Raw genomic sequence first — 14413 nt, 5'->3', positions numbered from 1 at the left:
GCCGACAGCCTGGCCGAGGGCGAGACCCGCACCGAGACCTTCCTGGTGACGGTCACCGACGACAAGGGCGCCACCGACACGCAGACGGTGACGATCACCATCAACGGCACCAACGATGCGCCGGTGATCGAGGCCACCTCGGTGGTCAGCGGCTCGGTGACGGAATGGGCCGACCTCTCCGCCGGCGAGGTCGCGAACACGCCGCACACGACATCCGGCACGCTCGCCTTCGCCGATGTCGACGACCTCGACAGCCACACTGTCTCAGCGACCGGCGCGCCCGGCTATCTCGGCAGCTTCGTGCCGACGATCGCCGATGCCGCCACCGGCGACAATGCGGGCACGATCGCCTGGACCTTTAGCGTCGGCGACGCTGCCCTCGATTTCCTCGCGGCCGGCGAGACTCGCACGCAGACCTATACGGTGACGCTGACAGACAACAACGGCTCCAGCACCGTCCAGACCGTGACGATCACGCTGACCGGCACCAACGATGCGCCAGTTTTGACTGTGGACAGTGCCGGTTCAGTGACGGAGGATGTAGGCGTTGTGGCCGGCAATCTCGTTGACAGCGGTAGCCTCAGCCACACGGACGTCGACATCATCGACTCCCATTCAGTGACGAGCACGCTTGCGAACCCGCCAGTATGGTCGGGCGGAAATCTTTCGACCGTACTCAGCGCTTCGCAGATCGCCGAGCTGACCAGCGGCTTCACGATCGCCGGATCCAATTGGAACTTCGGCGTCCCGAACGCGCTCGTGCAGTTCCTAGACACCGGCGAGACGATCACCTTCGCCTATGATGTCACTGTGAACGATGGCCATGGTGGTACCGATACCGAAACGGTGGCCATCACAATCACGGGCGCCAACGATGCACCGGTGGTCGCCAGCACCTGCGTGTGGCTGCCGAGCGACCCGACCCAGCAGTCACCCGGCTTCACCAATGGATATCCCCTGCACGTGTCGGTCCCGACGGATGTGGATGGCGAGAACGTCATCGTTTCTGCGACCAATGCGCCGTCGGGCGTGCTCTACTACAACGGCATCACGTATGTGCCGGTGACCAATGGCACCGTGCTTTACGATCCTGCCGCCGGCATCAACCTGCTTGACGACCTTGTCTACACGCCCACATCGACGGTGAATGACACGCCCAGCAGCACCTTGAACCTAAAAGCGACTGATGGGACTGCCACGACGGCCTATTCGGTGACGATCAACGAAGTGGCGCCAAACCGACTGCCGGCGACTTCAGCGACCGTGGGCGATGGCAGCAGTTCGTTGAATTCCGGCGGCGATTTCAGCAAATCTTTCAGCATCACGCAGGGCTTTGTCGATGGCATCAATTCGAATCTGACGGGTGCAACGATCAAAGTCCTCACGGATTTCCAGAAGGCGCCATTCGATTTGCCGGTGCCAGTCGATGAACGCAATCCAACCATCTTTAACGCCGACAATGCCGGAAGCCAGCGCGAGGGTGAGTTGCAAGTCGAACTCTGGATCGGCAGCAATAAATTTGCAATCGTCGAGGACGATCTAACAGCAGCGACCTTCGAGCAAAGCTGGTTCTACGATGCGAGTTCCGGCTATATGGCTGCGACTGTAAATTATTCGAACATCTTCCTGCTCAATGGAGCCGGCGTCGCGACCGCAACAACTCTGGCGCAGTTTCTCGCATCGAATCCCGCCGTCGCCGGCGACACCTGGATCCTTAACTACCGCGACAACGACGGCGGCAGCTACCAGGGACGGTTTGCCAAGTTCGAGTTCTACTACAGCGACCCCGGCGATCCAGGTATCGTCGTGGTCGGCGACGACACCAAGTCCAACCTCATCTATGGCACCTCAGGCGGGGACAACCTGACCGGCGGGGCCCTTGATGACAGCATCATCGCCCGGGGCGGCAACGATGTGCTCAATGGCGCCGGCGGCAACGATACGCTTAGTGGGGGTGCCGGCAATGATGTCATCGACGGTGGTACCGGCATCGATCTTCTCGATATATCTGATGCTTCGTCGGGCGTGACATTTACATTGGTGCAGTCGACCACCAACACCAGTGCCGACCTCTCCGTTGCCGGCCTAGGTATCGAGACTTATAGGAATATTGAAGGGATCATCGGATCGGATCACGACGATATTCTGGGTGGCAGCGGATTTGCCGATCAAATCTACGGCGGCGCGGGATCGGATAGGATGACCGGCGGCGGTGGCGCCGACACCTTCGTTATCGCTGACAATGAACTGCAGCTCGGTATCGACGATGTCATCACTGATTATGATGCGGCCCAAGGTGATGTCGTGGACCTGACAGCGCTGCTCAGCGATCTTCCAAAGGGGATTGCCCTTGAGGACTACGTCAGAGTTCAGGACGCCGGTGGAAACAACGCCACTTTGCAGGTCGATACGGACGGCGGCACCGGGAACGGAGCCGGCTGGCAGACGGTGGCCGTACTGGAAAACTTCTCGGTGTCTGATGACGTCGTTAAAATCCTCTTCAACGAGAACGGCACAAAGACCACAGGTGAGGTCTGACACGTTGGGTGACTTTACATTCTTACCGTTCAGGGCAAACATGCAAACGCACCGGAAGTTCCGGAGGGGGAATCTTTTAATGGTTAAATCTATGCTCATGATGGCTATTGTAGCCATTGCGCCGGCAGTCAGTCAGGCTGCGGACCTCGTGGTCGATACTCAACCAAGCGCCAAGCAATGCATCGATCTGAATGACACCTCTCTCAGGACAGGTCAGGATATCGCCTTCCTCAAGGAGGAAGTGGTGGCGCGCATGGATCGCGCGATTGCTGTCAGTGAAGACCCCCGATGGATTTCCTCGACGCGGCCGGTGTTCGTTTGGGCATCGGAAACCAAGGTCGCTTGCGGTAAGGCGTACGGTTATCTTCAGTCCAATTGGCGCGACGAGGATTACATCTCCAAGTGTGATTGCTTTCACGCGAAGATGCTTGGCTTCATGAACTGAGTGCGGCGGTTTTCGGCTTCAGGCCTTCAGATGCAATGAATACCAGTTCGATATCAGGAGTGCCCGTGATCATCCCCCCGGCTATTCATGTCAGTGCATCGCGAAGGCACGTGGCGACAAGATGGTTGTGCACAGCTCTAAGCGTCGTTGTTCTTATTTGGCTTGCGGGCTGTCAAGGAGGCACGCAGCAAGTTCTTGATCTCGAGTCGCCCCAAGCGCGAGAGGCGCGGCGGGCTGCTGCCCATGCGATCAAGCCCCAGGAAACAGTCGGGAGCGGCCCCAACCGGATTGGTCTGATCACGGCGAATATGGCACCAGGCGGTGAAAACGGGCGGGAGCGAGATATCCGCGATGGCGCAGCGCTGGCGGTGGACGAACTGGGAAGGGCAGAGCTGTCATTGTTGGTGGAAAATACAGATGGTTCGCAACAGCAGATGCGTGATGCGGCCAAGCGACTTGCCGAGCAAGGCGTAAAGCTTGTCGCCGTTTCCGCTGTCAGCGAGCCGGTCGAGGTCGTCCGCGAGGCCCTTGGTACGCAGCCTGTCCCTTTGCTCGTACTGCGCTCCGATCCGTCGGGAAGCTCACCTGATACGTTTTATTTCACCTCCGACCGCGTAGACAGCGCAGTAGAAGGTGCTTCCTATGCCGTTGCTTCCGGACGGGCGCGTCTCGTCGTGCTCACACCTTCAGACCTAACTGCGCGCGAGAGCCAACGACTAGATCGTGGCCTTTCAAGGTATGGTATTAGACCGGATCTGGTGGCAACAAGTACCGCCACATTCCCGGGGGAGGGCGCCTCGGCGGCGAAGATCAAGGACATTGACGCTGTGCTGGTGATCGGCGCGACTGATGCGGATGTAGGGGCGCTCTCGCGCCTTCGCGCAAACGGGTATCTGAAGCCAACCGCAACTGTTCTCGGTAGTTCGAATTGGGCGTTGGCTGCGTATAAACGTCCAGAGTTTGCTGGAAGCAAGCTTTGCTTATTTGGCCCAGAAAACGGGTCGCGCATGACGAAGGCCTACCTGCAGCGCTATGAGCGGGCAGCCAGTACTGAGGCGGCCTACGGGTTTGACATAATAGCCTTGACGGCAGGCCTCCTGCGGGCCCACGGCCCCGACGGAATAACCGCAAAGAACATCAGATCGCCAAATGGCTTCCTTGGTGCCGCAGCCGCATTCCGTTTTGAAGCGGATGGTTCAGTCAGGCGAACATGTTCAATTTACGACGTCCAGAACGGCGGCGTGAAACTTATTGATCCGGCACCGCGATCGTTTTGAGGACCGCTCAACAAGGCACATGGGGTGGTTCAAAGACGTCGGCCAGCAGTTCGTTAGTCATTAAACCACAACGCCGTTAAGAGCGATGGCTCGTTCCGCAAAGGCTTTCCGACGAAGACGCGGCTGATGAAACGTGCGGCGCTGCGTTCGCGACAGCCAAAGTCCAGCCTCCGACATCCAACTCCGCAATGTCTCGCGCGATACACGCAATCCATCGCGTTCGGCAAGCTTCTCGGCCGCCAGCGTCGGACCGAAGTCCGCATTACCGCTCGCGAACCACGGTCACCACGTAATCCCGAACAGCGTCACTGATCCGGTTGTTCGATGGCCGGCCGATCGCCTTGTGTCGGATCGGGGCCACACCGCCAGTGCTGATCCGCTCCAGCAGACGACCCACCTGGCGCTCACTTAGATCCAGCACATGCGCCGCCGACACCAGCGTCATCCGGCCGGCGATCACCTTCGATAGAATCTCGATCCGCTGCAGATCACGCTCGCTCATCGCAATCAGTCCCATCCGCAATCTCCCAGGTCATCAAAACCCGGGGAGAGTGACATTCTTACTTTGCAGAAACAGGACACTTCAACTTTGCGGCTACATCCTTGTGGCAGCAAGGTTGGAATGTCCGCTCTGGCGCAAAGTAGAAATGTCACTTTGGGCGCATCTTCAGCCATTTAGAAATGCGCCACTCGACATATTCACTTGCACTGAGGCAACCCCCGACCGGACCGGCTGGGACGGGTTGCAAGGGAAGGGAGGGGGCGGGTGATACGCTCCCCTATGTCAAATCAGTCGCTCGTTCCCCTGCATCAACTGCGAAGTTCAGATCACTGACCTTCGTTAAGAATTCCGGCAAAGCGTACACGATTATTCCCCGGGCTTGCGGGATGGACCATAGAGTGGTACATTCACTCGAAATTGGAGACATGAATGATCGTCGGTTTTCGGGACGAATGGTTGCGGGCCTTCTTTGTGGAGGATGTCCACTCCCGGAACATTCCAGCCGACCTCGAAAGCCGGTTGTTCCGCAAACTCCAGATGATCGACGACGCGACGACCGATCAGGACTTGCGTGTGCCGCCCAGCAACCATTTCGAGAAACTGCGCGGTAATCTCGATGGTTTGCATTCAATCCGCGTCAACAAGCAATGGCGGGTGGTCTTTCGATGGGATGGCAGTCGTGGCGAGGCGTCCGACGTTTATCTTGACGACCATAGCTATCGATGAGGTGACAGATGCTGATGACCAAGCGTAAGCCGGCGACGGTCGGCGAAATCCTGACGGAAGAATTCATGCAGCCGCTTGACCTGACGCAGGCGGCCTTGGCCGAGGCAATGGGCGTGCAGCGCAAGCATGTGAACGAATTGTGCAACAACCGCCGCAACGTGACGGCGGCAACCGCGCTGATCCTGGCGCGCGTGTTTGGTAACAGCCCGGACTTCTGGCTCAATGTGCAGCGGCGCAGCGACTTATGGGATGCCATGCACAGCCCCAAGGAACTGGCGCGGATCGAGCGCGCGAAGCCGTTGGCGACAGCGGCATAACCCGAAAGCGCCTCTAGGCTGAGTGCTTGAGCGAATCCGCCATGGCAGCGCAAAACTCCGCGGCATCGAGGCGAGAGAGCGCCATTTGCCGTCGGGCAATGACTGCGGGATTGTTCATGAAATCCGTCTTCCGGCTACACCCCGCTACACAGGTGTGGCGGCCAGGTTGAAATGGCCGCCGTTGCGCAAAGTTAAAATGTCACTTTTTACTCGTCAGCCAGTTAGAAATGCGACACTCGACATCTCCACTTGCACTGAGGCAAGCCCCCGACCGGGCCGGGTTGCAAGGGAAGGGAGGGGGAGGGTGAGACGCTCCAACCGGCTTTGGCTTTGACGGTTGTTGCAGCCAGTCATTCCGTCGCATCGAGGTCGGAGAGCACGTGTCGCCGCCGGGCAATCACCGCCGGGTCGTTCATGAAATCCGTTCGCCGACCCGGCTTGCTGCCCCGCGGCCTGTAGCCGATCTTCTCGCTGTTGGTCTTCTTTCGGCGTTGGTCGCTGATCCTGGTTCCTTGATATAGGCCAGCACATCACTCAGCCGCTTGTTCTCGGTGATCGCCGCATGCGTCACCCGCTGGTTGTGAGTTCATGGCGAACCGCGACTTGCGGGCTGATATAGGCTAACCGGTGCGCCTGATTTGGGCGAGGAGTTTCTGGCGGAAGACTTCTGCCGGTGTTTTGTAGCCCAGGCATTTGCGTGGCGTTGCGTTCAGGTGATTGCAGATCTCGGTGAGATCGCGGTCGCTGAGCGACAGGGGGTTGACCTCTCTCGAAAGCCATTTCCTGGCCCGTCCGTTGGTGTTTTCGACGGTGCCTTTCTGCCAGGGCGATTGCGGATCGCAAAACCATGTCTGCGTTCCGATGCTTGCCTGCAGGTAGGGCCAGTCGGTGAATTCGGTGCCACGGTCGAAGGTGATCGAGCGACGGGCGAGGTGGGGCAGGGATTGGAGTACCTGGATCAGGCCGTCCATCACCGGCCTCGATTGCCGGTCGTTGTTGCGCAGCAAGACGGCGAACCGGCTGACCCGTTCGACCAGCGACGTCACGTTGGCGTTTCCGAACTTCTTGCGGAACTGGATGAGGTCGCATTCCCAGTGCCCGAACTGCTTGCGTTCAGCGACGACGTCGGGGCGATAGAGAATGTTGACCTCCGGGCTAAAACGCCGGCCATGACGGCGCCTGGCATGCCGCGGCCGGCGTCTGGCACGATGTTCCGGCAGATGTCGCCACAGCTTGATCGCATGGCCGTCCGCTGAATAGGCGAACTTGTAGATCGTCTAATGACTGACAGAGATCGGATGCCGCTCCAGCCGCATCCGGCCGGCAATCTGCTGCGGTGACCAGCCATGCAGGATGCGGTCGATCACCGACTGACGCAGATGCGAGAACCGCGCAAGCTTACGCAGCCTGGCACGTCGCTCACGTGCCATCGCATTCGCCGTCACGCAGTAGTAGCCGTTGAGGTCCGGCAAATCACGATCCTCAAACGTATTGCGTCTGAGCTCGCGGAAAATCGTCGAGCGATGCCGTCCGAGTTTCTCGGCGATTACGTCAACGCTGATTCCAGCCGTACGCCAGCGCGCGATCTTGCGGCGTTCGTCCATGTCAATCTGGGAGTAGGTGCGTTTCATGTCACGTTCCTTGCAAGCGATAAGCCGTTGTTATCTATTGCAAGTCGCAGTTCATCCTTGAACCCACCCGGCTACATATCCAAGTTGGATAAGGTTTGTTATGGAACTTTTGTTAGGTTGTCGAGGCAAGGTCCATTTCTCATGAAAAACGAACTCTAATGATTCCCAAACGAACCAAAAACATCCGCAACGAGAACCCCAATTTTTCCGTAGCGCGTGAAACCCGTTTTCAACCCGTTGTGCGGCGTTGCTTCGTACGGAGTGTTATGGGGAAACGTAACTTTTAGCTTCGCCTAAGACGGTAGTCACGGCGGAGGTTTTTGGACGCGATGTTGGCCCGACACCGACTAGCGGCCGGCATGCTGACTGCCACGGGCGCCGGAAAAGTTTTCGATTCTCCAACGGCTCAAGGACGCGGTCGCAAAAGCTCCGCCGAACTCCACCTTCACCCTGATCACCACCGACCGTGTTCTCGACAACAATCCATTGGTGAAGCTAATCGCGACTGCGGACAACGGGATCGATGTCGGTAAACTCGCGGTCGGCAAAACCGAGCGAAGCGAAATGGGCGAGGTCCGCGCGCTGTGGCGGAAGCACCTCGTCGATTTCGCCGGCATCGACCAGCGCTGCTGATGAACTCGCAAATCCAGTCGCACCTCGTCCTCTTCGCCGGTCTTCGGTGGTCCGACCTAGATATCGCTTGCAAGCACAGGGTCTGTCGGGGCGAGCGCTCGCTCCGAGCAATAGAGCCGACGCGATGTCGAGATCGAGGATGTAGTAGCCGAGGCCCGCGATGGCGACGATCGTCAGTGGCATGGCGCATGCCCAGGAGCCGCCACGTCGTTCTCCATCTTGCCAGACCGATCGGCCGGTCTAGTTTTAGGCCAGCTCCCATCAGAGCGATGATGACGACGACTTCGGTCATGCGCTCCGTGAAGGCCCGGCTTTCGAGGGGGTTGAAGCTGGGAAGGAGTGGATAGGGAGACCACGCGAGGAGCATGCCGATGAGGAGGCAGAGGATGGGAAGTGAAAGTGGAAGGCGCTTCAGCACCATCGGCAGCCATGGTGTCAGGTGGACAACCACGCCGAGGACGGAAAGCGTGACGATAAAAGTGTCCATGGTCTCTCCGCCTTCAGATATCCACTGAACGCATTTGCGACCGAAACGTTGCAGGCAATTGGCGGCGAGCTTTATCTCACGCCAGAAGAAATGTCGGGCTGGACAACCTTGCAAGGCAACCGATATCCCCTTGCAGCTGAACGAATTGGGAAATCATATGGCAACCGGACTGATCGCACTCCTCGACGACGTCGCCGCAATCGCGAAGCTAGCGGCCGCGTCTCTGGACGACGTCGCCGCCCAAACGGCGAAGACAGGGGCCAAAGCAGCCGGGGTCGTGATCGACGACGCGGCGGTGACACCGAGATACGTGGTCGGCCTGTCCCCGGCGCGGGAACTGCCGATCATCGCCAAGATTGCGCTCGGGTCCTTGAAGAACAAGCTTCTCTACCTTCTGCCGGCCGGAATATTCTTTGGCTATTTCGCGCCATGGGCGATCACGCCGCTCCTGATGGTCGGCGGCGTCTATCTCTGCTACGAAGGTGCCGAAAAGCTATACGAGGCCGTCATGCCTCACGACGCCCACGCACACGAGGCCGCGGTGTCGGGAACTTCCGATCCGGTCGCTTTGGAAAACCAGAAAGTTTCGGGCGCGATAAGGACGGATTTCATACTCTCCGCCGAAATAATGGCGTTGACGCTCGCCAACGTCGCCGCCTCGAATATCTATACGCAGGCGGCGGTCCTGGCGTCAGTCGGCATCCTTATCACCCTGGCCGTCTACGGCGTCGTCGCCCTCATCGTGAAGGCGGACGATGCGGGGCTAGCCCTCGCTGGTTCTTCGGTCGGCCTTCTAAGAGCGTTCGGGCGTGGCCTGGTCGTCGGCGTCCCGGTGTTTCTCAGTATACTCGCCATGATCGGCACGGCAGCCATGCTCTGGGTAGGAGGAAGCATTCTCGTACACGGGATGACCGAACTGGGCTACCACGGTCCGGAACACGTCATCGAAGGGATAGCTGGGGGGGTCAGCACCGTATCCGCCTACCTCTCTGAGGTCCTGCACTGGACTACGACATCCGCGATCCAGGCCGTGTTGGCCATATTGATCGGCGGCGTGACCATTGTCCTCGTGCACGCCTCAGCACCCTTGATCGGGCGGCTCCGACCGCAGAATCGATGATCCACGGGACAACCTGGAAGCTGGAGCTACATGCCGCGGCTCCTCACCGACCAAGAATTAACATCGATCACTTCACAGCGACCGCAACTGGATTCCAATGACAGTCATCGCCTCATACATCTACCGCGACGGCAAGCGTGTCGAAGAACTACCGCTTGGCGAACAACTGTACGAACAAAAAGACGGAGAGTTCGCTTGGATCGGCCTCACTGATCCGACGCCCGAGGAGATGGCCAGCCTCAAGGCGATGTTCGGGTTTCATCCGCTCGCCCTGGAGGACGCGCTGAACGGCCGTCAGGTCCCCAAGGTCGACGTCTACGGCGAACAACTCTTCGTCATAGCCAAGACCGCGCATCTCGAGGGCGACAAGATTGTCTATGGCGAGACCTGTATCTTCGTCGGCAGGCACCATGTCGTCACCGTGAGACATGGTTCCGCGCGTGCCCACAAGGAACTTCGCGAGCAGCTCGAACAGTCCCCTAACCTTCTGAAACACGGGCCGGACTACGTCCTTCACGCCATCATCGACTTCATCGTCGACGGTTACCTGCCGATGGTGGAGAAGATGGAAGACAACGTCCTCGCCATGGAAAAGCACATGCTGATCTCGTTCCTGGAGCGGGAGCAGATCAGGCGCATATTCAGGATGCGACGACAGGTCATCCTGTTCCAGCGCGTGCTGGGTCCGATGGCCGAAGTCGTGGGGAAGCTGACCCATCTCGAACTCCCGTGCGTCGACGAGAACGCGAAGCCATACTTCAGGGACGTTCTCGACCACGTCAAGCGCGTGGAAACGATGATGGCAGGCCTACGCGATGTCATTACCTCGGTCTTCGAGGCCAGTAACCTGCTCGAACAGCAACGCCAGGGAACAATCACAAGACAGCTCGCCGCATGGGCGGCGATCCTCGCCGTACCCACAGCCATCGCTGGCATCTACGGGATGAACTTCCAGCACATGCCAGAGCTTGAAAGCCGCTACGGATATTTCGTGGTCCTCTCTGTCATCGTCACGCTTTGCGGTATCCTGTTCTACAGGTTCAAGAAAGCCGGCTGGCTCTGAAACAGTTTTCTGACCTAAGGCGACGTGGGTGGACACTCGTCGACACTCCGTCGTACCCTTCCGCCAGCCATTGCCGGCACAGAAACGGGTCCAAGCTTCGTCAGCGTCGACGCTCTTCCGCGCCACGAAGACACTTTCCATTGACACCAGATCGCCGTGTTATGCAAAATCCCCGCGCATCGCAAAGGAACGTTGCGTGGAAGAGCTCGTATTCGGACCGTTCACGATTAACGCTAACAGACGCATCCTCCTGCGTAATGGCGTTACCATCCCGCTGGGCAGCCGCGCCATAGACGTGTTGATCCATCTCGCTACGCATGCAGGTGAACTCCGGACGAACTCGCAGATTGTTAAGCACGTCTGGCCCGACACGTTCGTGGAAGAGGCGAACCTGCGTGTACACATCTCCGCTCTTCGTAAAGCATTGGGTGATACCCAGAGGGAGCCTCAGTTCATCGCGAATATTCCAGGGCGTGGATACACATTCGTCGCCCAGGTGCGAAAAGAGCAACGGGCCGCCGTAGAACTCGCCGCTGTCCCAGGCGCGCCCGACCGGGCCATCTCGCGCATATTTGGCCGCGAGGAAACTATCTCATCGATCGAGACGCAGATTTCCAAAGCCCGGCTCCTTACGGTCGTTGGCCCAGGGGGTATCGGAAAGTCCACGGTCGCAAGGGCGGTCACCTCGCCGGACCGCTGTTTGTCAGAGATCGTGTGGATAGACCTGTCCGAAGTCGCCAACCCAAGACTCGTACCGACGGTGGTTGCCTCGGCCATCGGTGTCCTTGCCCGATCCGAAAACATTGTCCTCGATATCTCCGCACATTTTGGGTCACGAGACGTTCTCATGGTTCTCGATAGTTGCGAGCATGTCGTGGAGAGCGTAGCCAGTTTCGTGGAAGAGGTTCTTTCGCGGGCACCGGGACTTCGAATATTGGCTACGAGCCGCGAACCGCTCCGCGCCACAGGCGAACGGGTCAACCGTCTTCCGCCGCTGGACACGCCTCTATCCGCTCCAACAGCGCGCGACGCGCTAAGGTTTCCTGCAGTGCAGTTGTTCGTCGACCGCGCCGACGCCTGCCTTGGCGGCTACAAACTGAGCGACGCTGACGCGCCGCACGTCGCCGAAATCTGCGCCCGTCTTGACGGCATCGCCCTCGCGATCGAACTGGCCGCCGGCCGCCTCGAGACTATTGGCATCGCGGCCCTTGCCACTTCCCTCACAGACTGCTTCCGGGTGCTGACCCGCGGCCGCCGAACGGCTCTGCCACGGCACCAGACACTGCGCGCGACACTAGACTGGAGTTATACGATACTGTCGCAACCAGAGCGGGCAGCCGTGTGCGAGCTTTCGGTCTTCCCCGGATGGTTCACGAACGATGCAGCCTCCAGCGTCCTCGCCGATCGTGATACCGAAGAACTAATCGCGGCCTTGGTCGCCAAATCGCTTGTCGTTGCAGACGCTTCCCAGGGCGAGACCCGCTACCGCCTCCTCGGCACTACGAGACTTTACGCATGGCAGAAACTCGGAGAGGCGGGCGAGACCACGGCTACGATGACGCGCTTGGCGGAGTACCTGACCGCGATGTTCGAGCGGGGAGAGCACGAACTCTATTCCAGTCCCTTGTCCGACTGGACAAGGGACTACGCACAACAGGTCGGAAGTATGCGGGCGGTCCTTGATTGGGCATTCGGCAGAGCAGGCGACCCCTCGCTCGGCGTGCGGCTGACCGTCTCCGCCCTGCCCCTTTTCTTCAGGCTCTCGCTGCTGGACGAATGCCTGGTCGCTGTCACCCATGCGATCAGCTATCTGGAGAACAGGCCCGGCTTGGACGAACGAAGCCGCATGAAGCTGTACGCGGCGTTGGGATGGCCCCAGATGCGCGCAACCGCGGCGCCGGAACACGGCGTTGCCGCGTGGACGACCGCACTAGCGATAGCGGAGGAGATCGGCGACGTTGACCATCAGCTCCGGGCCATATGGGCACTCTGGGTTGACGCGATCAATCGCGCCGAACCTCGCCTCGGTTTCGAGTATGCGGATCGCTTTAGTATCCTCGCAGCGTCGTCTTCTGATCGCACCGACGCGATCGTCGGCAAGCGGATGCGCGGAGCGACGTTACATTGGCTTGGCCGTCAGGCAGAGACCCGAGACCAACTCCGCCAGATGCTCCAGGAATACGAGGCCCTGCCGGAGCGGCATCATTCGATCCGGTTCCAGTTTGACCAAAGGGTCACGGGCCGCATCATACTCGCCCGGGCGCTTTGGCTGCTCGGGGAGGAAGACAACGCCCTTCGAGAAGTCGAAGAGGCAGTCCAGTACGCCATCAACATCCGACACGACCTTTCTCTTTGCAACGTACTCGCTGAGGCGGCATGCCCGCTGAGCCTCCTGTCGGGCGATGAGGCACTTGCCACTCGCTACATCGGAATGTTGAAGGACCACACCAAGGCGCTTTCGCTCGACGTTTGGAACTGTTACGCGGATTGTTTCAAAGCCGAACTTCACCTGCGGGCTGGCCGCACGGACGCCTGCCTCCAACAACTGATGCCGAGTATGGCGATCCTTCGCAAATCGGGCTTCTTGCTGTTCATGACTTTCTTCCAGTCCATTGCGGCGCAGGCACTGGCAGCACAGGGAAGGCACACAGACGCTCTGGAGATGGCAGAGTCCGCGATAGCGCATTGCGAATCCTCGGGCGAGCGATGGTGTCTCGCCGAGCTCTATCGCGTCAGGGCCACTGTCCTCCTTCGCCAAGGAACGACAGACAGCATGTTCAGCGCCGAGGACAGCTTGCGGCTGGCACTTGAGATCGCACGAAAGGACGGATCAGTTGCCTGGGAGCAGCGCGTGAACAAGGAAATCTCGGCCGTGCCACTCTTTGACGAACAGCCGATTTCCGCGTCCCGCTAGGACTGGTCCTTTACATCGATTTACAAATATCAACTCGCCTCCTCCCATCCTGATCGGGCATCTTGCCTGTTACAGGAGAAAACCATGACTTCAGATGCGCCCATCCGCTTTCTCATGGTCCTTGCGGCGGACGACGGTGATGGGTCCCTGAACACGGAATTGCGGATCGCCAGGATTGCACCGCCTTACTACGCGTTCAAAGACCTTCCGGCGGAGGTGGCGCTTGCCACGCCGCTCGGCGGGTTCCCCGTAATGTTGGAAGACTTACGCAACATCTCTGTCTCAAAAGACGACGCGGCCAGACGGTTCTTGGACGACAGGGCCGCGAGGGACGATCTGGCCGATACCTTTAGCCTGGATCAGATCGAACTCGACGACTTCGACGCCGCATTCTGTATCGGCTTCTCCGGCTCGATGTGGGGCGATGATAATGGCGGAATAACGCACGTCATCAAGTCACTTCTCATGGCCCGCAAGCCGGTCGCACTTGTTCCGGGGCGGAATCTCGACCTTGCGCCAGACGGCGCTGGCGCGGGACTGCTAATCTTGGGTGAAAGCGACGAATCCACTTTGCTCGCCGCGCACGCCCTAATCACGGTCGCGGCTGAGCAACGACAACTGCGAGACTGTGGGGTGCTCGGAGACATGGAATGACCCATCCTCTCGGATTTGCATCGATTTACGACGCTTAACTCGTCCGGAAGTCCATTTTCGTCCAGCGTATGTCCGTCGAACAACTGCGGCGATGTCCCCCAGGAGA

At 59.2% G+C, this 14413-nt stretch carries 10 protein-coding genes and 3 pseudogenes; 9 read left to right on the top strand and 4 right to left on the bottom strand.

Going from position 1 to position 14413, the window contains the following annotated elements; genetic code table 11:
• The 3 genes from A3AY_RS0121540 to A3AY_RS0121530 form a co-directional block, all read left to right on the top strand.
• The coding region (locus A3AY_RS0121540; protein ID WP_018327753.1) for a VCBS domain-containing protein at nt 1-2538 on the top strand (2538 nt) is incomplete at its 5' end.
• A 79-nt stretch (nt 2539-2617) separates the two neighbouring features.
• Nucleotides 2618-2983, top strand: a complete 366-nt coding sequence (locus A3AY_RS0121535) for a hypothetical protein (RefSeq protein ID WP_112864782.1) — start codon at nt 2618-2620, stop codon at nt 2981-2983.
• A gap of 65 nt (nt 2984-3048) precedes the next feature.
• Nucleotides 3049-4260 carry an ABC transporter substrate-binding protein gene (locus A3AY_RS0121530; RefSeq protein WP_162709251.1) on the top strand — a complete coding sequence of 404 codons (1212 nt, stop codon included), beginning with the start codon at nt 3049-3051 and terminating at the stop codon, nt 4258-4260.
• 93 nt (nt 4261-4353) lie between these two features.
• Here A3AY_RS0121530 and A3AY_RS38100 read toward each other — a convergent pair.
• Nucleotides 4354-4777, bottom strand: a pseudogene (locus tag A3AY_RS38100) (helix-turn-helix domain-containing protein); the annotation flags it as partial.
• A 414-nt stretch (nt 4778-5191) separates the two neighbouring features.
• Here A3AY_RS38100 and A3AY_RS0121520 point away from each other — a divergent pair.
• On the top strand, nt 5192-5488 hold the full coding sequence (locus A3AY_RS0121520; RefSeq protein WP_018327749.1) for a type II toxin-antitoxin system RelE/ParE family toxin: 297 nt from the start codon (nt 5192-5194) through the stop codon (nt 5486-5488).
• An 8-nt stretch (nt 5489-5496) separates the two neighbouring features.
• Nucleotides 5497-5805 (top strand): HigA family addiction module antitoxin, encoded by a 309-nt coding sequence (locus tag A3AY_RS0121515; RefSeq protein ID WP_018327748.1) that lies wholly within the window; start codon nt 5497-5499, stop codon nt 5803-5805.
• 350 nt (nt 5806-6155) lie between these two features.
• On the opposite strand, the pseudogene A3AY_RS38095 reads toward A3AY_RS0121515, so the two are convergent.
• The 3 genes and pseudogenes from A3AY_RS38095 to A3AY_RS40050 all read right to left on the bottom strand — a co-directional run.
• Nucleotides 6156-6385: pseudogene (locus A3AY_RS38095) on the bottom strand (ISNCY family transposase); the annotation flags it as partial.
• Nucleotides 6386-6425: 40 nt separating this feature from the next.
• Nucleotides 6426-7436, bottom strand: a pseudogene (locus tag A3AY_RS35810) (IS30 family transposase).
• 495 nt (nt 7437-7931) lie between these two features.
• On the bottom strand, nt 7932-8252 hold the full coding sequence (locus A3AY_RS40050) for a hypothetical protein (protein WP_018327744.1): 321 nt from the start codon (nt 8250-8252) through the stop codon (nt 7932-7934).
• A 461-nt stretch (nt 8253-8713) separates the two neighbouring features.
• Between A3AY_RS40050 and A3AY_RS0121495 the strand changes: the two genes are divergently transcribed.
• The 4 genes from A3AY_RS0121495 to A3AY_RS0121480 all read left to right on the top strand — a co-directional run bounded on the left by A3AY_RS0121495 (nt 8714) and on the right by A3AY_RS0121480 (nt 14307).
• Nucleotides 8714-9676, top strand: coding sequence for a DUF808 domain-containing protein (locus tag A3AY_RS0121495; protein WP_018327743.1), 963 nt, complete (start codon nt 8714-8716; stop codon nt 9674-9676).
• A 97-nt stretch (nt 9677-9773) separates the two neighbouring features.
• A complete protein-coding gene (gene corA, locus A3AY_RS0121490; RefSeq protein WP_018327742.1) occupies nt 9774-10739 on the top strand; it encodes a magnesium/cobalt transporter CorA in 966 nt (321 codons plus the stop codon).
• 196 nt (nt 10740-10935) lie between these two features.
• A complete protein-coding gene (locus tag A3AY_RS0121485) occupies nt 10936-13653 on the top strand; it encodes an ATP-binding protein (RefSeq protein ID WP_018327741.1) in 2718 nt (905 codons plus the stop codon).
• A gap of 84 nt (nt 13654-13737) precedes the next feature.
• Nucleotides 13738-14307, top strand: a complete 570-nt coding sequence (locus A3AY_RS0121480) for a type 1 glutamine amidotransferase family protein (RefSeq protein WP_018327740.1) — start codon at nt 13738-13740, stop codon at nt 14305-14307.
• The last annotated feature ends 106 nt before the right edge of the window (nt 14308-14413 follow it).

Source organism: Rhizobium giardinii bv. giardinii H152, assembly GCF_000379605.1.
GTDB classification, from domain to species: Bacteria; Pseudomonadota; Alphaproteobacteria; order Rhizobiales; family Rhizobiaceae; genus Pararhizobium; species Pararhizobium giardinii.
Note: the sequence above shows the minus strand (reverse complement) of the source record. Positions and strands in the feature narration are given on the sequence as shown.